The sequence below is a fragment of the Streptomyces poriticola genome (genome assembly GCF_036689765.1).
GTDB lineage: Bacteria > Actinomycetota > Actinomycetes > Streptomycetales > Streptomycetaceae > Streptomyces > Streptomyces poriticola.
Window position 1 is genome coordinate 603,511 of record NZ_JBAGKH010000001.1, and the last position, 23,966, is coordinate 627,476.

A 23,966-nucleotide genomic window follows, 5' to 3' on the forward strand; every position below is an offset into this window, starting at 1 on the left:
CCACCGACCCCGCTCCCGTCAAGCACGTTCCAGAGAGTGATCCGACAGCCGCCGAACCGCCGGACTGCCGTGCCCGGGTGGCGAGTTGATGAACCGCCGAGGAAGCCGAGAGGGCTGACCGGGGAGCGCCTCAACCGCAGGCGCGCCGCCCCGTGCCGCGAGGCCCGGGACAGACTGCAGGCAACCCGACGGACACCGACGAGCGCACTCCTGACGTGCAACGTCCACCAGTTATTCGACGCCGTCCGAAATCGTGAAGATCTCATGTTCGGCATTGACGAACGATGTTCCGACCCGACCAGATCCGGGCACAGCTCGTCGAACCCCACAAGATTCCGCCGGCCCCATCCCCGCAGGCGCGGGGAGCACGGGTTCGTGACGGACTTCTCCCCGCCGGGCCCGGGACCATCCCCGCAGACGCGGGGAGCGCTTCACAGTGTCTACGACCTGGAGCATCACGGCGGGACCATCCCCGCAGACGCGGGTGTCGGCGGCCATCGAAAGTTCCCCATACACGGCCACCGGCATCGTCACTCTCCGTCGATGTGTCGCGCGCTCGGATCCCGGGGTGTGGGTCAGGCTGCGGGTGCGTCGTCGGCGAGGCCGACGGCGGCGCCGACGTCGTCGCTGTCGGCCGCGCTGAGGAGAGCGCCCAGCAGGCGGGGGAACCGGGCGTCGAGGTCGTCGCGACGCAGTTCGACGAAGCAGCGGGTGCCCTCCTGTCGGGTGCGGGTGATGCCCGCGTCGCGCAGCACCCGCAGGTGGTGACTGAGGGTGGACTTGGCCACCGGGGCGCGCAGTTCACTCCATCCACGTTCGCGGCCATCGGCCAGGACGCGCACCAGCCCGAGACGGATCGGATCGCTGAGCGCCCCCACCACTGCGATGAGAGTGATCTCGTCCCGTTCCGGGTGCCGCGCCTGCTTCATGGCGACCATGCTACGTTAATGTTCGTCGTTCTACGAACATCGAACAAGGAGGGTCATGGCCGCCCCGCCAACCGCAGACCGCACCGGACAGGTCGTCATCGTCACCGGCGCCGGCTCCGGCATCGGCCGTGCCACCGCGCGCGCCTTCGCCGACGCCGGAGCCCATGTACTGGGCGTCGGACGCCGCAAGACCGCCCTGGAGGAGACCGCCGCCGGACATCCCGGCATCGCCGCTCATCCGGCAGACCTGCGCGCCCCGGAAACGCCTGAACAGGTAGTCGGCGCCGCGGCCGAACGGTGGGGCCGGCTGGACGTGCTCGTCAACAACGCCGGCGCCACGAAGGTGATGCCGCTGGCCGACACCACCGCCACGGGCATCGCCGCACTGTTCGACCTCAACGTCACCGCGCCGAGTCTGCTGTCCCAGGCCGCCCTGCCGCACCTGCGCCGCAGCCGCGGTGCAATCGTGAACGTCTCCAGCACCTACGGCCACCGGCCGCTACCCGGTGGCGCCCACTACGCAGCTTCCAAGGCAGCCCTGGAACAACTCACCCGCAGCTGGGCGCTGGAACTCGCACGCGACGGCATCCGCGTCAACGCCCTGGCCCCGGGACCAACGGAGAGCCAGGCCCTGGCCGCCGCCGGACTGCCCGAGACGGTCATCGAACAGATCAAGCAGGAGGAGACCGGCCGTATCCCCCTCGGCCGCCGCGGCCAGCCGCACGAGGTCGCCACCTGGATCCTGCGCCTGGCCGACCCAGCCACCACCTGGCTCACCGGCCAGGTCCTCACCATCGACGGCGGCCTGGAGCTTACCTAGCCACCCGCCCCGGAGCATCAACGCAGGGTGACCGCTGGCAGCCACGTGACTCCCCATCAAGTGGCCGCCAGCGGGGAATCTCAACTGGCCACTGACACGCGGCGAGCGCAAACGCGTTCATGATCTTGTTGCGGTCCTTGCAGAACCATCCCCGCACGCGCGGGGAGCACGGCGGCCGGGCAGTCGTGACCGAGCTGGCAGCGGGACCATCCCCGCAGGTGCGGGGAGCACAGGTAGTCGTCCTTCGTCCGTTCGTCGACGCCGGGACCATCCCCGCAGGTGCGGGGAGCACCTCCACTCCAGCCCGAATGCGTTGCCCTGGGCGGGACCATCCCCGCAGGTGCGGGGAGCACCTGCGCGACGGCCGGATGTCCTGGACGTCGTTCGGACCATCCCCGCAGGTGCGGGGAGCACTTTTCACAGTCGTCCCAGGCACAGAGAATAGCGGGACCATCCCCGCAGGTGCGGGGAGCACGGTTCGTGAACTGCGGTGTTGTCACGCTGGCTGACGGTTCTGCATGACTTTCACTGAAACCGGCATAGGCCATGAAGCTCGCATCAAGGACGCTATTTTCTTCCGTGCCGGCGACGTCTGGCAGCGTTGCTCCAGCCCTTTCTCGGCGTGGTTGTGCTTGCGGCGTCTTGGGGGTTCGGGCGGCGGATGAGGGTGAGGCCCTCGTGGTCGGCCGGGTGCCAGGCGTGGTCGTGGGTGAGGAAGGTGAATCCCTGTTCGTTGTTGGTGGTGTGGGCGAGGAGGGCACGGCCCTGTCCGGCGTACTGCTGGACCTCGTTCCAGAGCAGGTCTCGGATGCGTGCGGAGGGGCTGCCGATGAAGACACCTGCGGAGATTTCGAGGAGCCAGCGGGTGAGGAAGCCGCGGAGGCCGACAGGGCAGTTGGTCAGGACGATGACGGTCACCAGGTGGACTCCGGGTCCGGGTAAGGCTCGTGTTCGGTCTCGTCGCCGGTGTTCGAATCGTAGTTGTGCCCCGCGGGGACGGTACGGCCGGCGTCGCTCTGCAGGCTGACGAGGTCCCGGTCCTCGTCGGACGTGGCCGGCAGGGTCTGCGGCAGCAAGAGGCGCTTGATGTCGTCCACGCAGCGGTTGAGCGAGGAGGTCTCGTTGACGCGGTCACGCAGTGCCCGGCGGGTTCGGGGGCCGGGGTCTTCGTCGCCGGCGGCGGCGACATCGAAGGCTACGGGGATGCCGAGTTCGGTTTTGTAGAGGTCGGCGACGTCCAGGACGAAGGACAGTTCGTGGCCGGAGTGGACGAAACCGAGGGCGGGACTGCAGCCGAGGGAGGCCACGACGGCGTGTGCGATGCCGTACATGCACTGGGCGGCGGCGGTGACCGCCTGGTTGACGGTGTCGCCGCTGGTGAAGTCGCCCGGGGTGTAGCGGCGGCCGTTCCACTTGACTCCGGTGCGGGCGGCCTGGGCGCGGTAGCAGTCCTTGACCCGTTGGCCTTCGCGGCCGAGGAGTTCCTGACGGGTGAGGCCGGCAGGGTCTTCGCCGGGGAAGCGCAGGCGGTACATGCCGCGGGCGACGGCGAGCCGACTGCGGGTGTTGGCCCACTGCGTGGCCTGGGCTTCGGCGAGGGTGGCGGAGCGGGTCAGGGCACGGCCGCCGGCGTAGTAGCGCACGGCGTGTTCCCCGACCCAGCAGACGGCGGCCCCGGTTTCGCCGAGGACGCTCATGGCCTGATGGGTGATGCGGGTGCCGGGGCCGAGGAGGAGGGTGTTGATGGTGGCAGAGGGGATGTGGGTGGTGCCATCGGCGTCGGTCGCGGTGATGGCGTTGGCGTCGCGGTGGACGGTGCAGCGTTCGAGGTAGATGAAGGACAGCCGTTCACCGGTGCGGGTGAGGTGGCGGGGACTGAGCGCAGTGCGCCGGGAGACGCTGGTCACCGGGGTTCGGCGGGGAGAGGGGCAAGGGTGAGCAGGCCGCATCCGTAGGCCTTGGCTTTGCCGATGCCCCGGGTGAGAGTGCGGCGCATGAGGTCGGGGTCGGTGACTTCCAGACGGCCGTCGAAGGTGACGGTGACGAGGGTGACCGGTGCCGGTCGGCGCGCTGCGGGGGCGTCGGGGTTCCGGGTCTTGTCGAAGGTGCGGTTGCGGTGGTCGTGGACCGTGAGGTGGTAGCGGTCGCCGTGGTGGGGATGCCCGGTGTGGGTGGTGCCGGCGGGCAGCAGCCGCCGGGGGCCCGGCTTCTCGGTGATGCGGAAGCCGCAGGGCTCCTGGCGATCGAGGAGCCAGCCCATTTGGTGAACGGGGGTGAGGTGGGCGGTGCGTTTGATGGGTTCGCCCTCCTTGCGGCGGATGTGGTGAACGGGGTTGGCGGTCAGCCGGAACGCCCACCGGCTGCCCTCGGCGAGGCGGTCGAGGAAGGGGCCGTACGGGCGGCTTTCCCAGCCGGGTGCGCTCGGATCGGCGACGGCCGCGGCGGGCCATCCGGCCTGTTCGACCAGGTGGGTCAGATCGGGGCGGTGAGGGCTGACGAGGTAGAGGAAGACCTCGGCGCTTGCCGTGTGGTCCAGGCGCCAAAGCACCCGCGGCCCTTCTGGCGCAGGAGTGTCGCCTGGCAGCAGCGTCGGGAAGGACGCCAGGACCGCGGCGTGCATCACCTGAGGTGAGGCCAGCAGGCGGCGGGCCCCCGGACGCGCGGTGTTCACACGGAAACGGGTGAGGAACATCAGGCGCTCTCCTCGTCCAGGGCGGCGAAGGGGTCGTGCCGGTCCGGCGTAGCGCCGGCTGCAGGGTGCGGGATGCGCACGTGGTCGGTGATCACGGTGCGCAGGGCGTGACGGCGGTGTGCGGCGCTGAAGCTGACCGGCTGGTCACGCAGGGTGTCGGCGGTCGGATCCGCGGGGTCGGCCTCCCGCAGTACGGTGAGGTCGATCTCGACGTGGCTGCGGTGCTGCCGACGGTGCCAGGGGGCGGCCTGCCACGGAAGGGTGCGCAGCGCGTCCAGGGCCGTGGGGTCGTCGGTGAGCGCCAGATCGACGGGCCGGGCGGGCGGACAGGAGCGGCGGCCGAGGAACGGCGCATGGACGGGGTTCTGTACTGCGGTGTGCAGGTGGGTGAGAAGCTCGGTGTCGCCCTGGAGGGCGGCGACGAACACGGCGTCGGCGAGGTAGAAGCGCTCGGAGACCGGCATGGCTTTGCCGGTGACGGGGTGGTGGGTGGTGTGGAAGTCGCGCACACGGGTGCCGGGCTGGTCGATACGCACGGCGAAGCTCAGACCGGCCAGAGGGGCGAGACGCGCGTCGTCGCCGCGTTCGATGCCGACGGCGGCGGCGAGCAGGCCGACGACGCCGCTCTTGGTCGGCGCGGACTCGGTGGTGCGGCGGGCGAAGCGGGAGGTGGCCCCCCAGGACTGCAGGGGGCCGGCCAGGCGGAGAGCGAGCACGCTCATGCGGGCTTCTCCAGGCGTTCGGTGACGGCCGCGCCGACCGCGGTGACGAGCTCGGTCAGGGTGGCGGTCTCGGTGCCCAGCGCGGCCAGCGCCGTGGTGTTGGGCCCTACGCGCAGGACCCAGGTGCGGGCGGTATCCATCTGCCCGTAGGCGCGTTCGAGGTCGGGGGCGTACAGGGCCAGGCGCTCGCAGGCCTCGCGGACGAAGCCGCCCGTCTCGCCGCGGACGGGCTCTTCGAAGGCGGAGGCGTAGCTGACGGGCCGGGTGGTGCGCAGGGTGACGACGACGGCGTCGGGCAGGGTGTGATGCCCGAACGTGTTGATCTTTCCGGTGGGCAGGGACGCGGCGAAGGCGTGGACGAAGGCTTCCACGGCCCGGCGGACAGGTTCGGTGACGGGCTCGTCCTCGCGCAGGCCCTGGCCGAGCGTGTGAGCGAGCTGGTGCACGCCCAGCGCGGAGTAGCGGTAGAGGGTGGCGGAGTTGAAGTCGACGGTGCCGATCATGCCGGCGCCGGTCTCCTCGTCGCCGGTCTCGTCGTCGACCGCCGTGTAGTAGTCGGACTCGTTCTCCACGCGGTGCACGCTCAGGGCGTGGGCGACCTGCACGGCGGCGTCGACGCCGAAGTCGGCGACGTCGGCGACCATCCGGCCGAACAGGGCGATGTCGACGCTGTGCCGGGTGTCGGCGACCGCCTTGGCCGCGTCCTTGTTCTTCTTCTCCTTCAGGAACGCGGTGATGTCGTCGGCGCCGTCGACGGCGAGCCCGGCCAAACCGTCCAGCTGCCGGGAGCTGAGGAAGACCAGGTACTTGGCCTCCGGGGCAGGCTCCGGTTTCCCTTCCCTGGTCTGGCCGGCTTTCCGCTTGGGCACCTCCGTCTTCAGTCCGGTGGCCTTGACGGTCTCGTCGGCGATCCGCAGCGCCTGCTCACCGTCCAGTGCCGGATCCAGCGTGGTGATCCGCTCCGCGACCACTTCCACGATCTTCTTGGTGCGCACCCCGAGTTCGCTCGGGTCGAGGAGGTGTTCCTCGTTGAAGTAGGTGCGCATGGCCCGCTTCCATGCCTGGCTGGAGACCCGCGCCCGCGGCACTCCCCCGTACACGGCGCTCTTCGGGGCGCCGGTGTCGTCGCGGTTCAGGTTGCTGGGCGGCACGGTCTGCAGGGCGTGCACGTCGAGGAAGATGCGGTTCACGAGGCGTCCTTGTCGAAGTCCGTGCGGTCGTGGGAATGGGAATCGGCGCCGGCAGCGGGCTTCGGACCCGTGCCGGCCGGTGTGGTGGCGGCTTCGTCGTGCCAGGCGTGGAAGGAGCGGCCCCACTCGCTGCGGATGCGCTCCGGGCCGCCGGGCTGCTGCCAGGTGTACAGCTGGCCCGCGAGCAGCCCGTAGTCGAGGGCAAGGTTCTCGCGGCGCAGGAGGGTGACGATGTCACGCAGCCGCCCGGCCAGCCCCGTCAGCTCGGCTGCCGTACCCGCCCGGACCAGGCGCTTGCGCAGCGGCTCGTCGATCTCGCCGGGCTTCATCATGCGCCGTACCGCCGCTCCCAGGCCTCGGTCGGCGCCTGTCCTGCCTGTCCGGTGCATGCCGGTGGGGCGGGACTGCTGGTGCAGCGCCCAGAGGGTGAACGCCACATGCAGGGCATCCTCGGCCCGGACCAGCTCCGGCTCGGTCAACCGCCTGGCTCCGGCTGCGGGTTCGTGCAGCGGGCGGGTGTCGATCAGGTTCCACAGGTCGGGCAGTTGTCCTGCTGCGCGGCCGGCGCCCCGGCGCAGCCGGGCCAGAACAGCGACCGCCCTCGCCTGGTCGGCGAGGTAGCCGCGCTGCCAGTCGGTGATCCGGCCGGCCGCGAGAGCGGCTACCTGCCTGCGTGCGTTCAACGGCTCGGTAGCGGTGGTGGTCATGCGGGTGCCTCCGCGGGGGTCTCGGGCGCCGCATCCGGCGCGGTATCCACGGCGTCGGTGCCGGGCCGGCCGAGCGCCCGGTGCAGCGCGGCGCGGAACCACTTGCCGGCCAGCGCGGTGTTCAGCCACTCCGTGCCCTTCTTCACCGCCACCGTCCGGCCCTGCCAGGCGGCGTCGCCCGCCTCGGCCATCAGCCGGTCGCCGAGCCCACCGGCGATCCGGTGGACCTCGCTCTGCCAGGCCGTACGCCGGACGTACGGGTCGTCGGCCTCGGCGAGCCGGGCCAGCCAGGTGCGGTAGGGGCCCTCCAGCAGCCCGTAGGCAGAATGCCGCGCGGTGGCCCGAGGCCCCTCACCGTCGCTGCCGGCCGCACGCGCCAGGTTGGTGGCGAGGTCAGCGACCGCGTTGACGGCGGCGTCGGCGTCCGCGACGGCCGCGACCGCCTGCTCCGCGAACCTCCGGTCCTGACGGTGCAGCAGAACCACGGCCATCGCCACCTGGTCGTCGACGATGTCGTCGATGACGGACTGCTGCGTCCCGTAGACCGGACCGATCAGACGGGCCCGGACCATGAAGCCCCCCTCCAGCTCCCTCTCCGTCACCAGCCGCGCCACCCACTCCAGGATCCCCGGCCGCAGATACGCGGCCGGCTCCGCACCGTCCACCGGCAGGGCCTGCCCGGCTACCAGGGACGCGATGCCGCGCCATGCGGCACGCTCGGGATCGTGCTCACGCGGCAGATAGACGGGCACGGTGCCCAGCTTCCTCTCCTGGGCGAGGCTGCGCCGCCACGCCGACATCGGCTCCAGGGGGTGCCGGTTACGGGGGCTGAGCGGATCGCCGTAACCGAGGACCACCCCGTGCACACCGTCGGCGTCGCAGCACAGCCGCAGCCGCCGCGTCTGCCAGGTGTACAGATCCCGCACCCCGGTCGGCGCCCGCTCCGTCCCGCCCGGCCCGCACGCCGGGAGACGCCACGCAGGAACGTCGTCGCCGCCGCCGTCGGCGGGATCAGGATCGGAATCGGCAGCGACCAGGTTCAGCAGCAGCGTCTCGCGCAGCGTTGCCCCCTCCACGAAGACCCCGCCCAGACAGCCGGCCCAGCCCACTCCGAGCGGATACACCTTTCCCTGCTTCGCCCGCGCGTCCCCGACCACGCCGGTCTTGATGCCGGAGGTGTCGTAGGCGTGGGCGTGCACCACCCATCGGGCCGCCTCAGCGAACGACAGCCGCTCCACGTCCGGCAGCCGGGCGCTGAAGAACGGCTCACCGTTGGGTACGTCGGCCACGATCCGGTTCAGGGAGAACACCTCGTCCTTCGCCGTACGCAGCCCGGCCGTCTGGAAGAACGGCACCTGATCGTGCAGCAGGTCGAACCGGCCCCGGTGCGCCTCCAGATAACCGCCCACCGGTACGAAGCACGCCGGGTTGCCCCACAGCTCGGACCACGCGTCGGTGTCTTCCGGCCCGTCCAGGGCGTCATGGGCGATGGCGAGCAGCAGACGGACCAGAGCGAACTCCTGGGTCGGCACGTCCCCGACGATCCGTCGCAGATCACCGGCCTGCGCGAACACGTCACCCAGCGACAGCTCATCCACCCGGCCGTCACACCGCAGGACCGGTATCCACGGACGGACGGTCAGATCGAACGCCAACGCGTCCCCGTGCACATCATGTTCAGCCACGAGTCACCTCAAGACCGTCGTGAGGGCTGTAACGGAGGCCGAAGCCCGCCAGTAGGGTCTGGCAGTCGGCGTCGAGCGCCAGAATCAGCTGACCGGCGAGCCAGGGGCTGTCCTTTGCCTGCCACGTCGGCACGTACAGCTCCTCGAGTTCGGCGATCGCACGGTCCATGACTTCCGGGCTGCTGAACTGGATGGGCAGGCGCAGCCCGCAGGAGGCGGCCGTGCGGGCCGCCGCCGCGGCCGGGACCTGGTCGGTGGGCAGAGGCAGGTCGGCCCGCGGGCGGCCCCGGCGGTCCGGGGCCAGCCACGGCACCGTCGCCAGCGTCCCGTCCTGCCGCCGCCGGACCACGACGACCTCCAGGCTCTCGCGGCTGTCACGGACCTGCGCCCGGCCCTGCCGGGTGTCGTCCGCGTCACCGACGCCGGCCGCGACCCAGCCGAACAGCGGCCGTCCCGGCCGACCCGCCGCACCCAGCCGGAACACCGCGGCACGCTCCGCCTGGTCCGCCCGGTGAGCCTCGTGCCGGAGCCTGGCCTCCTCCCATACCGTCTCCCACCCGGCCGGCACCTTGGCCGTGTCCGCGTAGGCGACCTGCACCAGCCGGCTGATGTCGGCCGGCATCCGCACCGGGCGCTCCGGGCCGTCATCGAGGTGAGGCATCAGGACGGCCGCGGACCGCAGCAGCGCGTACGCCCCGTACACCGCGACCGAGCCGCGCGCCGGCCGGGGAACCGAAGCGGTCCAGTCCGCCCCGGTGACCAGGCAGCGGGCCGTGCGGAGCCGGGCCGGCCGCTCGGCCTGTCCCGTCCCGCCGCGCAGGTGCCGGTGCAGACGGCCCATCCGCTGCAGCATCAGGTCCACAGGGGCCAGGTCGGTGACGAGCAGGTCGAAGTCGACATCGAGGGACTGCTCGGCGACCTGGCTGGCCACGACGATGTGCGTCCCTTCCGGCCGGGCGGTGGCCTCGCCGGGCGGCCCGAACCGGGTGAGGAGGGCCGCGTCGTTCACGGCCCGGTCGACGTCGAGGAAGCAGGAGTGTGCCACGGTGACCCGCTCCGGCCCGAACCGCTCCCGCAGCACCACCGCGGTCTCCAGCACCCGACGCACCGTGTTGCGGACCACCAGCACACAACCACCGCCGGCCAACTCCTCCTCCAGGCGCCCCACCACCGCCTCCGGGGCGTCCTCCAGGCGCTCCACGATCACCGGTGTCCCGCGTCCGGAGGCGCCCGGGCGGCGCAGCAGAGGCGTCCCGCCCGGTGCGACGGCCGTCAGCAGCGGATAGTCCCCCCTGTCGGCGATGGCATCGAACCCGCCCTCCCCGTCCGGACCCGCAGTCCGGCCGGAATACGCCGCGACCAGTTCCCGGCGGCGCCCGGCGGGCAGCGTCGCCGACAGCACCACCACCGGAACCCGGTACGCACCCAGCCACGACAGCACCCGGTCCAGGTACATGCCCATATAGGTGTCATAGGCGTGCGCCTCGTCGATCACGACGACCTTGCCCGCCAACGCCAGGTGCCGCAGCGCCAGATGGCGGCTCTTCAGCCCCGCGAACAGCAGCTGGTCGACAGTGCCCGCCACGAACGACGACAGCATCGACTTCTTCCGCCCTCGCAGCCAGGCATGTGCCACCAGCTCCGCAGACGCCCGCCCCGCACCACCGGCAGCGGACGGCGCCCGCCCGGCATCCCCGTCGAGGTCGAGCGCCTGGATCCGCCTGCCACGCATCAGATCGGTGAAGTCCTCGTTCAACGCGGCCTTGGAATGCGCCAGCAGCACCGAGTACCGCCCCTCACCGGACACCGGAAGCCGGTCCAGCCACTTCAGCAGGCGAGGAAACATCGCGTTTCCGGTCGCCATCGTCGGCAGCGCGAAGAACACCCCGCCCGCTCCGGCCCGCGACGCGAAGATCTCCGCCACGGCCAGCGCGGCCTCCGTCTTCCCCTCCCCCATCGGCGCCTCGATCACCATCAGCCCCGGCTCATCGACCTGCCGGGCCAGTTCCACGGCCGCTTCCTGCACCGGCCGCACGGACGCCCCGGGCGGAAGCTCGAAACGGGACGCGAACAACTCCTCCACCGGCCCGGCCGGAACCGTCGGCTGCCACGGCCCCGGCAGATCCAGTCCCTTCCAGGCCGCCGCCAGACGCTCTTCGCCGCTACGAGGAACGTCCTCAGGAAAGTACGGAAACAGCTCCGGGCTACTGGCCATCCAGTCCGACACGATCACCACGGCCGTCAGCAGCACCTGCACCGGCTGCGGCAGCTTCACCGCCCGCCACGCTCCCAGCCGTCCCCGCACCCCTAAAACATCCGCACACGCGTCCAGAAGCTCGGCCTGCACCCGCCGCCACAGCGGCTCGCTCCGCCCCGGCGTCCACAGCAGATGAGACCGTCCCTCCACAGCAGCGATCTGCCCGTGCTCCGGCGGAACACCGTGATGCCCGCCCACCACCACCGAGAACTGCCCCGCCTGCTTCACCCCGAAGCCGAACCGCTCCTCCAGCCACGCCCCCAGCAGCACCTGCCCCGCCAGCCCATGCGGAACCAGACGCCGCTCCGCCCCCATGGCCTCTCGCGACCGCATCTCCAGACCCCGGTCCCGCATGGCCTGCGCCAGTCCCTCGACCTGGCAGGCGAACGCCGGCGTCGCCTTCCCTACGTCATGAATCCCCGCCAGCCACACGACGAGCCGCCGCCCGTCCGCTTCGCCCTCGGGCAGCACGTCACCGACCAACCGCCGTACCGAACGAGGCAGCCACTCATCCCACAGGCGCCCCGCTACCGCAGCACTGTCCTCCATGTGCCGCCACAACGGCAGCCAGCCGTCCGTGCCCCGCTCGTGCTTCGCCCACACCGACAACACCGGCCCGCCAAGCCGCGCCCTCAGCCCCGCACGGGCTGTCCCCTCCAACGCCATAGCAGATCACTACAGGCGAAACGGGCGCCCGCGCAGGCAAGTTGAAAAAGGAGCGCAAAAACCAATGAAAAGGCGGACGGCACACCGCCAGCGCTCAGCAGATCGCCTACGATGACACCTTTGCCTCCATGTCAGACACTCACCTCACCCACGAGACACACCCGAGGAGGCTCTGCAGACCAGCTCGATCATGAGCTCCAGCCCGGTGCCGCACGCCCATCCCGACGTCGAGCAACTCACCGCTACACACTCACGGTTTGGTAGAAATCTTCCGAAGTGTCGGTTTCTGTGAAAGTCAGAGAAAACACCACCTCGCGGCGGTAAATTCCCAGGTCACACAGCCTGCTCCCCGCACGCGCGGGGATGGTCCCCGCCGATCGTCCCCTTTGCCATGAGGGACGTTCTGCTCCCCGCACGCGCGGGGATGGTCCCCGACCGGCCCCGAGGGGGTCAGGTATTCGTCGCTGCTCCCCGCACGCGCGGGGATGGTCCCGACTACGACCCCAATCAGCCGATTCCGGTAAACTGCTCCCCGCACGCGCGGGGATGGTCCCCTCACCGCTGTTGGTTGCCGCGTAGGTTCCATCTGCTCCCCGCACGCGCGGGGATGGTCCCAGCGACGAAGCACGCGAAAAACTGCTCGTCAACTGCTCCCCGCACGCGCGGGGATGGTCCCGAGGCGCTCGACGACGCCGTGCGGGCGCTGCGCTGCTCCCCGCACGCGCGGGGATGGTCCCCTGACCGCCCGGCCGCCCCCATGCCTCCAGGAACTGCTCCCCGCACGCGCGGGGATGGTCCCCACAGAACGATCTTTCGGTTCATCACGTCGTCCTGCTCCCCGCACGCGCGGGGATGGTCCCCGGGCGGCGCGCTGGGCCCTCAGGTACGCGTGCTGCTCCCCGCACGCGCGGGGATGGTCCCGAGCGCGGCATGAGCCGGCGGATCTGCCGGACCTACTCCCCGCACGCGCGGGGATGGTCCCGTGGGGCACCTGCCCACCGGCCTTATGCGGAACTACTCCCCGCACGCGCGGGGATGGTCCCAACGACAAGCTGGCGACGGTCCTGTACCTGCTCTACTCCCCGCACGCGCGGGGATGGTCCCTGCTCGAGGTCCAGGAAGGTCAGCGCGTCCTTCTGCTCCCCGCACGCGCGGGGATGGTCCCCACTCCTCAAGGGCGCGTTGCTCGCCCATGCGCTGCTCCCCGCGCGTGCAGGGATGGTTCCTCGTCCATGTGGCCTCGCGTGTCTTCCGGATGGCATAGTCCGGCAGGGATTCCCCGAACTGCATGGCCCCGCCCGGCAGCGCCCACATGCCGTTGTCACTCCGCCGCTGGAGCAGGACGCGCCCGGCGTCGTCGTCGACGACCGTCGATGCGGTAGGTGGTCTCCCCGGTCTGGACGCGCTTCTCCAGGGCGCTCTCGTACCCGCTCGTCTCCCCCCGTTCCCGTAGGCGCGTCAGCGCTGCGTCAGTCCCTTCCCCTGACTGCCCCCGCTGGGTCCCGGCGGGGTTCTGTGGCGGGCGGCGTCCGACGCCCGCCACAGAACCGGATCAGTGCCTCATGGGTCTACGACCGTCCACGACCCCTCGATGGGCCGTCAACGCCCCACTGTCTTCGCGTTCTTGAGGAACGGGATGCTGGGCACGAAGAAGTACTCGCCGCCACGCATGGTCACCGACTCCTCGATGCCCTCCGTGAACGTGGCGCCCGCCACCCCGTACTTCTTCGGCCAGTGGTGCTTGGTACCGGTGTGGCCCTGGCCGACGACCGGATCCTGCCCCGTCTTGAGTTCGCCCTGCTTCCCACCGACGAGAAAGGTGTCGTTGTTGCACCAGCTCTGCTGCATGAACTCGAACTGATCGGCGATGTTGCTCTGGGCGCACAGGAACAGCAGCCCCACCTTCTTCTCACCCGAGGAGGTCTTCTGCTCATAGCTGATGGCGCGGCGCGTGATCCGGCGGAGCCGCTCCTCCTTCAGATCCGTGCCGAACCGCCACTTGGTGTCGCCGCGGGGGTTGGTCTTGCGGGTGTGCGCCTGGAACGGGCACATCGCGCCCTTCTTGTCGTGCAGGTAGTCGAAGTCATTGGGGATCGGGGCGTCGACCCCGTTCGCGGTCGCGGGTTCGCCGACCGGCATGCCGTTCCGGAAGCGGCCGACCATGTACGCGCCCGCGAGCTCGAGATCGCCCTCGTGCGGCTGCTTGCGGCCGTCCGCCTTGGCGAGTTCTCGTGCCAGCTTGAGGCGCTGCTGGTTGAAGCGGGTGAGGTTCTGCTCCAGTTTGCGGTAGACGACGTAGGAGCCGTAGCCGGTCGTCCCGTTGCTCGAGAGGGGTTCCCCCTTCGGAGTCACCGGGTCCTCGGCCAGGACGAGTTTGAGCGGAGCTGCGGGATCCCACCTGCTCGTCCCGTCCCGTTTCTGGGCCTTCTTGATGTCCTTGGTGAGGAAGAGCGGTTCGCTGACACCGTCGGCGAAGCCGAAATGCTCTCGCACCGGGCCGTTGGGCCGCAGTCGGAGCACCTTTCCGGTTTCCTCGTGGACGACCTTGCCCACCGGGTCGAGGCCTTTCTCCACGGAGTCGCGGATCGTACCCGCCATACCCGTCACCACATCGGGACTGTCGTCCGCAACGATGACCAGGGCGTGCAGGTCCTCCCGGAACTCCTTCTCCCAGTCCGACTCGGGGCGATCCCCGAGCTTCTGGCAGATCTCCTTGTTCCGAGCACCGGCCTTGAAGGACTTGTCGGCCGACGGGGTGGCGTATCCGAGGGTCTCGTAGCCCTTGAAGGACAGCATCAGGCCGACGAAGGGGGCGCTCTGGTTGGCGGCCAGTTCGATGCTCAGATACGCCTCCGGATCCGCCTGTTCCCGCGCGGCTGCGAAGATCTGGGAGCGCTTGGCCGCCTGGTCCCACTGGGCCATGGCCGAGGTCACCCGTCTGCTCATGGCCTCCAACCAGGCCCTGCCCTCCTCGGCCCTGTCTCTGTGGAACCGGATGAAGAGATGGCGGCTGTGGTCCCGTCCATGACTCTTCAGAATGTTTCCCTGTAGGTCCTCCATGAACTTCTTCTCCTCGGGACGGAACGTCCCGGACCGCTCCTCGGGTCCGATCCCGGTCTCCTTGTCGAAGTCGATCCGCATGAGTTGAGTGGTCACGCAGCCTCCTGGGTCAGTCGAGTCGTGTTCGCCGTGCGGCATTCCGCCCGCCACGGCTTCGTCCACCATCCCTTGACCTCCGATAGGCCGAACGATGCATCGCATGTTCGATTCATTCGAATGCGCACTCGACTCACCCGTAGAGCCCCGCAGATCGGCAGCGGACCACCGAAAAACCCTCGATACCATTTTTCCGACCCGTCGAATTTCCCTGCGAAGTCGCGCGGAAACGTTTCCTTTCGGCGCTCGTCACATCTATGCGCACCGCTCTGACATGCAAGTTCTCGCATCCGAAAGTCGATCACATTCCTGCTAGCGTGCAGTCGAAATCACCGAACGAATCGACTCGGATTGCGAGGTTTGTGATGGCACAATCATCCCGGCCGGCCGAAGAAAGTACTTCCCGCGAAATTCCGTACGCCGGCCCGGTGGGACGGCGAGCGCTACTGGCCGGAGCGCTGTCGGCGACGACCTCCGGACTGCTCCTCGGAACCGCACCCCGGGCAAGCGCCGCCGGGCCCCTCGAACCCCTCGACATCGCCGGGCCGGACATCCTGAACGGACGGCGCTGGATCCATCTGAAGCTCGACGAGAACGGCCGCGGCGCGCCCGTACGCGTGCCTCTGCGCATCCCCGCGCCCGCCGGGCCTGCCGACCAGGCCGACCGGGCCGACCGGGCCGGCGCGACCGAGATCCGCGTCACCAGCACCACCGGGCACACCCGGATCGGCACGGCACCCGACGAGGCCGCGAACAGCACCGTCACCCTGCGCGCTGCCGGCACCGGCACCAGCGACCTCTGGGTGACCCCGCGCCGGCTGGGCTCCCCCGGAGTCCCGGCCGACCGGCTGGAGATCCGGACGCTCCGGGCCACCACGATGGTGGACGTCTGGATCGAACCTGCCGGCGGGCGCTGGTTCGGAGCGGACCGCGACCTCCAGCCGCTGGACCTGGAGATCGTGGCGGTCCACGCCGCACTGGTCCGCAAGGGCGACGGGGCCGAGGTCGTCATGTGGTCCCCGTCGCGTGACATGGACGGGGACGGCAATCCGATCCCCAACCCCGACCGGCCGGGCAAGTGGCTGTGGCAGTCGTTCCACATGGGTGCTCTCGAAGCCCGCGCCCTCGACCTCGACACACTGAAGACCCGCAAACGGCTCATGACCGGCGGCGTCGAACCGAAGAACATCTTCTGCGGAGGCCAGGCCCACCTGCCGGACGGCAGACTGCTCGTCGCGGGGGGACACCTCGACCCGAGCCGCCCGGGTCTCGACGACTCCAAGGGCCTCCACCTGTACGACGCCGACGCGGCGAACGGCTGGAGCAAGGTGCCGGTCTCCATGGACCTCCACCGCTGGTACCCGACCGTCGCCACCATGCCCGACGGCCGGATGCTGATCGCCGGCGGCAGCACCACCGTCCCCGAGCGCAAGCCCTCCAAGGACAGCGGTCCCGACGGCTACTGGAACCGGATCAACAACAACTACCAGGTCTACAACCCCGCGGACGGCACACTGACTCCGCTGAGCGAGGCGGAACCGCTGATCAACCACGCACTGCTCTCGTCGCAGGACAGGCTGGCCACCTACCCCAACCTCTTCGTCCTCCCCGGCAAGACGGCCACGTCGCTGCCGCTGGTCGCCATGGTCGAGAGCAACCGCGCCTGGCTCTACCAGTACGACGAGACCATGGACGCCCCGCTGGTGATGGCGCCCGCCGTCTACACCATGCGCGGGAAGGGATCCCGCAGCTACCCCACGTACGGCTCGAACGTGCTGCTCCCGCTCCGGCCGGGCGCGCCCCGGCACCGCATCCTGGCCGTCGGAGGCCAGCACGAGGACCAGGTGAACCACCGCGACCTCACCTTCGAGCAGAAGGCCACGGCCACCGCGGAGATCCTGGACGTCGACGTGCACCAGCCCCTGAACCGCCAGAAGGGCTGGCGGCGGGTCGGCGGCATGACCCACCCACGGGTGCTGTGCGACTCGACCCTCATGGCCGACGGCACGGTCCTGGTGAGCGGCGGGTCGGAACAGGGCTGGGGTGACATGAACAAGGTGCCGGTCCTCGCCTCCGAGATCTTCGACCCGGCCACCGAGACCTTCAGGCCCGCCGCCTCCGCGCTCACCGACCGGCGCTACCACTCGACGGCGCTGCTCCAGCCCGACGGGACCGTGCTCAAGGCGGGCAGCACGGGCGGGTTCTCCCTGGACCCCGACACCGAGGAGTCCCTGTTCGACGAGCACACCACCGCCGAGCGCTACTACCCCCCGTACCTGTGGCGCGGTCCCCGCCCCGCCATCACCGCAGTGGCCGGCGCCGACACGCCCTGGACCACTCTCGACTACGACACGGAGGTCGGGCTCCAGGCCCGTGGCGCCGGCCTCGACGCCCAGTCCCGGGTGGCACTCATCCGGTTCGGTGCGACCACCCACGGCAACAACATGGACCAGCGCTACGTCTGGCTGCGTACCACCGCCCAGGAATCCACCGCCTACGAGCGCTGGACCATCCAGATCCGGACGCCCGAGTCCTCGGCGGTGGCACCCCCCGGCAGCTACATGCTCGTCGTGGTCGACACCAGCGGCATCCCGTCCCCGGCCCGCTTCGTCACCTTGTCGCGCGGCGGCACGGAGTAACGTCCTCCCGGCACATCGACCCATCCCCTCCGAGCTGCGTCTCCCGCAGTTCGGAGGGGATTCGAGGCGTGGCGCAAAGAGGGTTGAGCCCGAGACTGAGACGCGGTCGCCGACGAACCAGGACCCGCTGCCGGCGCTCCACGACTCCCCGGTCGGACACCGGATACCCCTGCGGACCGCAACGCTGCTCGGCGGCTGCTCCGCCACAGCCGGACAGACGCCGGACGCGGAGTCCCCGGGCAAGCCGTCGAGCCGGTAGCCGGCACCGGCAGGGGGCGGCACCGGGCGGCACCGGCCGCGAAGGCACACTCAGCCGCTCTCACACAGCTGGCCGGACTCGCGGCTGCACTGAGCCGATGCGGTGGGGTCGGGTCCGGTCGGGTCCGTCGGGGTCCGCGCGGGTCCCGCGGCCTCGTCCCCGGAACCGGTTGCGGTTCCGGGGGGGGTTCCGGCAGAGGCTGCCGGGGGCCGGTCGGGGCTGTGCCGGCCGCCGCGGTCGGTGCGGTCCTGGTGCAGGACCGTTGGTGCGGGTGGTGAGCGGTCAGTCCGGGATCAGCACGGTGCCGGCGACGCGGGGTTTACCCTCGCCGGAGGCCTTCCAGGTGCACATGAACACCCGGTAGCGATGGCCCGGCGTCAGCCCGGTGACATGGGTGGTGCGTGCCGACGCCGGGTAGCCGATGACACGGGAGTGCACCAACGGGGTGTCCTCGTCCCAGATCCACAGCGCGTACCGGGTGATGGAGCCGGTGTGCGGTCCTGCGGGCGGCGCCGTCCAGCGCACGTCGACCGAGCCCTCACCGGCGGCGACGAGGATGTCCGCGGGGGGCGGGGCGGTGGTGGGCCGGGCCACTCCGCTGACCGGATCCGACCACGACGACTCCACGTCGCCGGCGACCGAGCGCACTCCGACCTCGTAGGTGTGGCCGCTCCACGGCTGGTTGGTGAACTGCCGGCTGAGGTCCCACCGGTTGGACTCGGCGCCGGGGAGGGAGTCCTGCCAGTCGGCCGCGCTGTCGTCGGTGACATCGCGCCACTGCACGTCGTAGCCGTGGGCGCCGAAGACCTTGGGCCGGGTCACGGTCACGCCCTGCCGGGTGCCGTCGAACTCCAGGCCGGTCGGGGTGGTCACCGATCGATCGGAATCGCTGCCGGGCAACGGGGGCACGAGCGCCTCCGAGCCCATCCCGAACTCCTCGTGCAGGACGGCGCTGAATCTCTGGGCGATGCGGACCTCGCCCACCTTGTTGGGGTGCAGTCCGTCGTAGGCGGTCGCGCATATGGTCGCGGTCGGGTCGCAGCTCATCGCGGCGTCGAGGTCCACCAGTTCGACCGGAGAGGTGTCGGTGTCCCAGGTGGGGATCGCCTGGCGGTCCGGGATCCCGTCCCCATGGCTGCGGCTGCCGACCAGATCGCGGTCGGCGAGCGACGGCCACATCGGCTCCGATGCCGACGTGTCCCCGGGGAGACGGCCGTACAGCGAGTCAAAGGTCACCTTCCCCAGATCCTCCTGGATCTCGTCGCGGGCGCCTGATTCGTTGCTGCTGCCGACGCCTTGGACCAGGTCGTCGCCGAGAGGCAGCAGCGTGATCTCCGAGGGCGGCTCGCCCGCCGCGCGCATCCGGCCCAGCCCGACCACCCGGTGGTCCGAGGGAGGCTGGTAGAGGCCGACCAGGTAGGCGCTCTCCCGGCTGGCGGGAATGTCGCTGGTGACGAAGTAGTCGTACCGGTTGCCGCTGTCGCTGTCGGAAGCCGCCCGGACCCCGGGGGGCTGTTTCGGGTGACGGTGTGGCGCATGTCCCGTCGAAGCTGTTGCCACCGTCTGCGCCGGCACGGCGGTGACGGCACCCGTGAGGAGGGGGAGCCGACCGAAGTGCCCCTCGGCCGCGCCGGGGCGAGGGGCACGGCGCGCGGGGGCCTCGGGCCACCCTCGACGGCGCATCCGGCAGGCCGGCACCCCCGCGCCGATCGCCTCTGGGGGACGGCCCGGCCCGGTCCGGATGGCGCTGGACGGGTGAACCGTCCTCGGCGGCGAAAGCGGCACGGGCTGGGAAGTGCACGAGTGGCGGCATCCCGGGGTCACGCGCCCCACCTCGGCGTGCGGGGCGAGGCTGCGGCCGGCCTGATCACGACTGGTTCGGGTTCACCAGGGGATGACGCCGTCGTCCTCGAAGAACGAACCGGTCGGGCCGCCGTCGGGCAGCGTGGCGAGGCGGATCGGTGTGGCTGCGCCCTGCTCGGGAGTGCGCGCTCCCTGGAAGCCGGTGAAGTCGGTCGCGACCAGGCCCGGGCAGGCAGCGTTGATCAGGATCTTCGTTCCGGCGAACTGCCGGGCGTACTGCACGGTGACCGCGTTGAGGAACGACTTCGACGGCGAGTAGGCCGCCATGACCGGGCCGATCTCGATGTCCGGGTCCGCCTGCCGGGTCAGGGAGGCGACGGCACTGGAGACGTTGACGATGCGTGGCGACGCCGAGTGCCGCAGCAGCGGCAGCATCGCGTTGGTCACCCGGATGACTCCGATGACGTTGGTCTCCACGACCGTGCGCACCAGGTCGAGGTCGAGCGTGGTCGGGTCCTGCACCCACCCCGGACCCGTTTCTCCTGAGATGCCGGCGTTGTTGACCAGGACGTCGAGGCGCCCGGCCTGCCGGTCGATCAGTTCCGCGGCGTCAGTGGCGCTCCGGTCGCCGGTCACGTCCAGGGGCACCCCGAAGGCGTCCGCCCCGGCGGCGCGCAGCTTCTCAACAGCGGACTCGCGCCGGGTCTCGTCGCGGGCTCCCACGCCCACGCGGTACCCGAGGGCGCCCAGCCCCGTCGCGATCTCGTACCCGATTCCCTTGTTCGCGCCGGTCACCAGCGCGATCTTCGTTTCGCTCATGCCGTCGATGTTCACTCTCGGACGAGCGGCGCATCCAACACCGGTACGGTGTCCTGTCATACCCGGTAGGTATCACGGAGGTGTGGTGGGGCCATGGAAGCTTTGGAGACCCGCGAGTTGAGGTACTTCATGGCCGTCGCAGAGGAGCTGCACTTCGGCCGCGCCGCCGAGCGCCTCGGCATGGCCCAGCCACCGCTGTCCCGGGCGATCCAGCAGCTCGAGCGGCGCCTCGGCGTCCGTCTGCTGGAACGCAACCGCCGTGGCGTCTCGCTGACCGGCGCCGGGGAGGTCCTGCTGCACGAGGGCCGCGCAGCCCTCGACGCGGCCACCGCTGCCGCTCGCCGCACCCGCCGCGCCGGCGGCGCCGACAGCCCGGGCGGCTCCCGCAACCGCCTGGTGCTGGCGGTGAAGGCCGCCGCGTCGCACGAGCTGCTGCAGAAGCTTCTTGAGGCCTACGCGGCCGAGCCCGACGCCGCCGAGATCGAGGTGCTGCCGAGCGGTATGTGTGAGCAGGGAGAGATGCTGCGCGACGGCCGCGCCGACGTGGCCCTCATGCACGCGCCGTTCAACACCCTTGCCGGATTCGACAGCGAGGAACTGCTGACCGAGGGGCAGATCGCCATCCTGCCCGCCAGGCACCCGCTCGCCGCGCGGAAGACCCTGACCCTCGCCGAGGTCGGCGACGTCCCCGACCTGCCGCTCGCCCGCTGGTCCCGTCACGGCGCCTACCCGCCCGGCCCGGGCCCCGAGATCCACGACCAGACGCAGCTGGCGCAGCTGATCGCCCTCGGACGCACCGTGGCCGTCTTCCCCGACTCCGCCCGCGCCTGGCTATGGGCCGAGCACACCGCGGTCCCCCTGACCGACGCACCCCCGGTCGTCACCTACATCGCCTGGCCCGCGCACAGCCGCTCCCTCGCCCTCGCCGGGCTGATCCGCACGGCGACACGGCTATGACCCTCTCCTGCCTTCCGTCCCGGCCGTCGCGCGGCCAGGGCGGCCTCGATCGCGTCACGGAGGTCGGGCTCACGGGTGTGTGCGACCTCGGCAAGACCGTCGGGTCCGGTGATCTCCAGCAGCTGGAGCATGCCCTCGGCGACCATGGCCAGGGACTCGGCGTCCGTCAGATCGTCGGGGTAGAGCAGGTCGCGCCGGACCAGGACGCCGATGGCGTACGGGGCCAGCCGGGAATCGTCCCGCAGGGACCGGACGAGACGCTCGCCCTCCGGCTCGGGCAGCGCGACCAGCAGGGTGTCGAGCATGACCTGCGCACGACTTCGGAAGGGCATGTTCCGTACGGCGTCGAGGAGTTGCGCAAGAGCGGAGCCCGCATCGCCGTGGGCCTCCGTCCAGCCGGTCAGCTCGCTGCGGGCGGAGTCGGTGTCGTAGTGGTCGGCCAGAACGCCGAGCAGGCCGGCTGCGGGGGCGTGGCGGAGTTCGCCGACGAGGGGCGCGTCGCGGCCCTCGTCGAGCAGCCTGGCGCGCACGGCCCACATCCGTTCTCTCGGGGTGGCCCGGAGCGCCAGCCTATTGATCCGAAACGCTTTGGGTTCAGGCTCGTTGTCGGTGTGTGAGTGATCTGGTGGGGGATGCGCGGACGTGGTCGCCGGACGCGCAGGAGGCTATGCGGCTACTGGCGGTGTCCGCGCTGGTGGAGGGCCGGGACAGGTCGGAGGTCGCGGGCTTGTTCAGGGTGTCTGTCAGGGCCGTGGACAACTGGTGGGCGAGGTGGCAGGCGGGTGGCCGGGACGCGCTGCTGTCCCGGCCGCGAGGCCGCCGCACAGGCGAGCACCAGGTGCTGTCCGAGGCCGAGCAGGCTGCCGTGCGGCAGGCGGTCCTCGACCACATCCCCTCCGACCTGGGGCTTTCGGGTCAGCTGTGGACGCGGGGCCAGATAGGCGAGCTGATCTTCAAGCTGTACGGGGTCCGCTTCACCGAGCCCGGGGTAGGCAAGTACCTCAAGCGGTGGGGGCTGACGTTCCAGCGTCCGGACAAGCGGGCCGTCGAGCAGGACCCGGAGGCGGTCCGGTATCTGGCGGGAGGAGACCTGGCCGGCGATCCGGGCCAGGGCGAAGGCAGAGAACGGCGAGATTCTCTTCGCTGACCAGGTCGGGATCCGCTCGGACCAGGTCACCGGCCGCGCCTGGGGCGCCAAAGGCGTAACGCCGGTGGTCCGTCGCACCGGCAACCGCTTCTCCGTGAACGTGATGTCCGCGATCAGCACCCGCGGCCGGATGCACTTCATGGTTTTCACCGAGACTTTCGACGCGAAGGTCATGTGCCGCTTCCTTGCCCGGCTCGCCGGGCACTTCGACCGGAAGGTCCACCTGGTCGTCGACCGGCACTCGGCCCACCGCTCGAAGGCCGTCCGGGACTGGCTCGCCGACCACAAGGACCGGGTCGAGCTGCACTTCCTGCCCTCGTCCTCACCCGAGCTGAACCCGGACGAGCTCGTCAACGCCGACCTCAAACGCAGCCTGCCCCACGCCCACCAGGCCAGGAACCAGGCCGAACTGGCCGCCGAGACACGCCGGTTCTTCCACCGCCGACAACGCCAGCCCCACATCGTGCGCGGATACTTCGGCGCCCGGCATGTCCACTACATCCTCGACGAGTGAACCCCATGAGTTTCTGATCAATAGGAACTTGCAACCGAAGTCACTTATGTTCGCCTGCGTGCGTTGCGAGCGAGTTGAATGTCCTCATCGAGCAAGCTGCCTCTAAACGGGTTGCGGACATCGTCAAGAACCACAACGAGCAGAGATGTGCCGCTCACTGGCAGTTCCTCCCGAGCCAGCCATGACGGAATTTTAAGGTTGTCGATAAACCCCTCCACTCCATCCCGAGTGGTCACCTTGACCCCCCATGCCGTAGTCGCAGACACGACCACTTCCAGCTCTTCGTCAACCCGTACCATGCCGTCACCCATTCCCAGGCTCCCACACCCTACGTAGCGTAAGCTCGTTGAATCGATCAAGTCGCCCTACTGGGATCACGAACTCGATTCTCGCGGAACCTCCAGGCCCCTTACGGTCATACCGGAATGCGGTGTCCGAGAATTCCTTGAGGAAGTCCTCATGCATATCGTAGCGAATTGACCCATTCGCATAGGAGCCGCGATTCTGGTACTCCTTCGCCACGCTCTTCTCTCCGAGATAGACCGAAGCATCGCCATCTTGATGCGATGCCGGGTTGGGGCCACGCTCCAACTCATGCGCCATGTCATCAACCTTCGGCGTCCTATAAATAGAGACGCCATTGCAATTGTGAACCAGGACCGGAGTCGTCCCCGCCAGCACATAGTACGTGTGCTCGCAGCCTCTCCTCTAGCTGCTTTTACGCAGGTGGGGAGGGGTTTTCCGGTCCGCTGGAGTCCGTGGTTGTGCGCCCGAATCCGTGGTTGTTGCCGCTGAGGTTGAAAGGGTGGGGTGACAGTCGGCGTTGGCGGTGCTACATCCTCGTCATGAGGTACGCGGATGGCGGCGGGCTGACCGCCGCGGGGCGGGCGAAGCGTGAAGTGGTGCGCTTTGAGGCCGCGGAGATGTTCGGGCAGGAGCTGCGGCCGCCGGAGGTGGCCCGCAGGTTTCGGGTGTCGCGGAAGTCGGCGTACGCCTGGCACGCG

General features: G+C 70.2%; 18 protein-coding genes, 2 pseudogenes and 2 CRISPR repeat arrays. Of the genes and pseudogenes, 6 read left to right on the plus strand and 14 right to left on the minus strand.

The genetic code is table 11. The features are described 5' to 3' along the window. Positions 1–575 precede the first annotated feature (575 nt). Positions 576–929, minus strand: a complete 354-nt coding sequence (locus V5O46_RS02635) for an ArsR/SmtB family transcription factor (protein WP_408648859.1) — start codon at positions 927–929, stop codon at positions 576–578. Positions 930–984: 55 nt separating this feature from the next. Here V5O46_RS02635 and V5O46_RS02640 point away from each other — a divergent pair, with 55 nt between their 5' ends. After that, positions 985–1,749, plus strand: coding sequence for an SDR family NAD(P)-dependent oxidoreductase (locus V5O46_RS02640; protein WP_332882714.1), 765 nt, complete (start codon positions 985–987; stop codon positions 1,747–1,749). 142 nt (positions 1,750–1,891) lie between these two features. Next, positions 1,892–2,224: a CRISPR direct-repeat array (repeat unit 28 nt; unit sequence GGACCATCCCCGCAGGTGCGGGGAGCAC). A 92-nt stretch (positions 2,225–2,316) separates the two neighbouring features. On the opposite strand, the gene cas2e is transcribed toward V5O46_RS02640, so the two are convergent. The 10 genes and pseudogenes from cas2e to V5O46_RS02685 all read right to left on the minus strand — a co-directional run bounded on the left by cas2e (position 2,317) and on the right by V5O46_RS02685 (position 14,824). After that, positions 2,317–2,667: a type I-E CRISPR-associated endoribonuclease Cas2e gene (gene cas2e, locus V5O46_RS02645; RefSeq protein WP_332882715.1), complete on the minus strand. Its 351-nt coding sequence runs from the start codon at positions 2,665–2,667 to the stop codon at positions 2,317–2,319. Beyond that, entirely contained in the window at positions 2,664–3,656 is a 993-nt protein-coding gene (gene cas1e, locus V5O46_RS02650) for a type I-E CRISPR-associated endonuclease Cas1e (RefSeq protein ID WP_332882716.1), read from the minus strand. Before cas1e ends, cas2e begins: the two co-directional genes overlap by 4 nt. After that, entirely contained in the window at positions 3,653–4,441 is a 789-nt protein-coding gene (cas6e, locus tag V5O46_RS02655; RefSeq protein ID WP_332882717.1) for a type I-E CRISPR-associated protein Cas6/Cse3/CasE, read from the minus strand. Before cas6e ends, cas1e begins: the two co-directional genes overlap by 4 nt. Beyond that, the gene (gene cas5e / locus V5O46_RS02660; RefSeq protein ID WP_332882718.1) at positions 4,441–5,163 is read right to left on the minus strand and encodes a type I-E CRISPR-associated protein Cas5/CasD; all 723 of its coding nucleotides are present in this window, start codon (positions 5,161–5,163) and stop codon (positions 4,441–4,443) included. Before cas5e ends, cas6e begins: the two co-directional genes overlap by 1 nt. Beyond that, entirely contained in the window at positions 5,160–6,353 is a 1,194-nt protein-coding gene (gene cas7e, locus V5O46_RS02665) for a type I-E CRISPR-associated protein Cas7/Cse4/CasC (RefSeq protein WP_332882719.1), read from the minus strand. The genes cas5e and cas7e overlap by 4 nt, the downstream gene beginning before the upstream one ends. Further along, on the minus strand, positions 6,350–7,060 hold the full coding sequence (gene casB / locus V5O46_RS02670) for a type I-E CRISPR-associated protein Cse2/CasB (RefSeq protein ID WP_332882720.1): 711 nt from the start codon (positions 7,058–7,060) through the stop codon (positions 6,350–6,352). Before casB ends, cas7e begins: the two co-directional genes overlap by 4 nt. Continuing rightward, the gene (gene casA / locus V5O46_RS02675; RefSeq protein ID WP_332882721.1) at positions 7,057–8,745 is read right to left on the minus strand and encodes a type I-E CRISPR-associated protein Cse1/CasA; all 1,689 of its coding nucleotides are present in this window, start codon (positions 8,743–8,745) and stop codon (positions 7,057–7,059) included. The genes casB and casA overlap by 4 nt, the downstream gene beginning before the upstream one ends. Further along, complete coding sequence (gene cas3, locus V5O46_RS02680; protein WP_408648861.1) at positions 8,738–11,668, minus strand: CRISPR-associated helicase Cas3'; 2,931 nt, start codon at positions 11,666–11,668, stop codon at positions 8,738–8,740. Before cas3 ends, casA begins: the two co-directional genes overlap by 8 nt. Before the next feature lie 342 nt (positions 11,669–12,010). Beyond that, a CRISPR array of direct repeats spans positions 12,011–12,894; the repeat unit is 29 nt; unit sequence CTGCTCCCCGCACGCGCGGGGATGGTCCC. Between the two features lie 58 nt (positions 12,895–12,952). After that, positions 12,953–13,009 (minus strand): annotated as a pseudogene (locus V5O46_RS31800) (NUDIX hydrolase); the annotation flags it as partial. 258 nt (positions 13,010–13,267) lie between these two features. After that, positions 13,268–14,824, minus strand: coding sequence for a Dyp-type peroxidase (locus tag V5O46_RS02685; protein WP_332882722.1), 1,557 nt, complete (start codon positions 14,822–14,824; stop codon positions 13,268–13,270). 428 nt (positions 14,825–15,252) lie between these two features. Here V5O46_RS02685 and V5O46_RS02690 point away from each other — a divergent pair, with 428 nt between their 5' ends. After that, entirely contained in the window at positions 15,253–17,463 is a 2,211-nt protein-coding gene (locus V5O46_RS02690) for a galactose oxidase-like domain-containing protein (RefSeq protein WP_332882723.1), read from the plus strand. Between the two features lie 541 nt (positions 17,464–18,004). Here the strand turns inward: V5O46_RS02690 and V5O46_RS02695 are convergent. Continuing rightward, on the minus strand, positions 18,005–19,297 hold the full coding sequence (locus V5O46_RS02695) for a fibronectin type III domain-containing protein (protein WP_332882724.1): 1,293 nt from the start codon (positions 19,295–19,297) through the stop codon (positions 18,005–18,007). Between the two features lie 309 nt (positions 19,298–19,606). Next, complete coding sequence (locus V5O46_RS02700; RefSeq protein ID WP_332882725.1) at positions 19,607–20,344, minus strand: SDR family oxidoreductase; 738 nt, start codon at positions 20,342–20,344, stop codon at positions 19,607–19,609. Positions 20,345–20,437: 93 nt separating this feature from the next. Between V5O46_RS02700 and V5O46_RS02705 the strand changes: the two genes are divergently transcribed. After that, positions 20,438–21,301, plus strand: a complete 864-nt coding sequence (locus V5O46_RS02705; protein ID WP_332882726.1) for a LysR family transcriptional regulator — start codon at positions 20,438–20,440, stop codon at positions 21,299–21,301. Here V5O46_RS02705 and V5O46_RS02710 read toward each other — a convergent pair. After that, positions 21,229–21,831 (minus strand): hypothetical protein, encoded by a 603-nt coding sequence (locus V5O46_RS02710; protein WP_332882727.1) that lies wholly within the window; start codon positions 21,829–21,831, stop codon positions 21,229–21,231. The genes V5O46_RS02705 and V5O46_RS02710 overlap by 73 nt on opposite strands. Positions 21,832–21,968: 137 nt before the next feature. Between V5O46_RS02710 and V5O46_RS02715 the strand changes: the two genes are divergently transcribed. The 3 genes and pseudogenes from V5O46_RS02715 to V5O46_RS32060 all read left to right on the plus strand — a co-directional run. Beyond that, positions 21,969–22,448 carry a winged helix-turn-helix domain-containing protein gene (locus tag V5O46_RS02715; RefSeq protein ID WP_332882728.1) on the plus strand — a complete coding sequence of 160 codons (480 nt, stop codon included), beginning with the start codon at positions 21,969–21,971 and terminating at the stop codon, positions 22,446–22,448. Beyond that, complete coding sequence (locus V5O46_RS02720; protein ID WP_332882757.1) at positions 22,435–22,962, plus strand: IS630 family transposase; 528 nt, start codon at positions 22,435–22,437, stop codon at positions 22,960–22,962. The genes V5O46_RS02715 and V5O46_RS02720 overlap by 14 nt, the downstream gene beginning before the upstream one ends. An 845-nt stretch (positions 22,963–23,807) precedes the next feature. After that, positions 23,808–23,966, plus strand: a pseudogene (locus V5O46_RS32060) (IS630 family transposase); the annotation flags it as partial.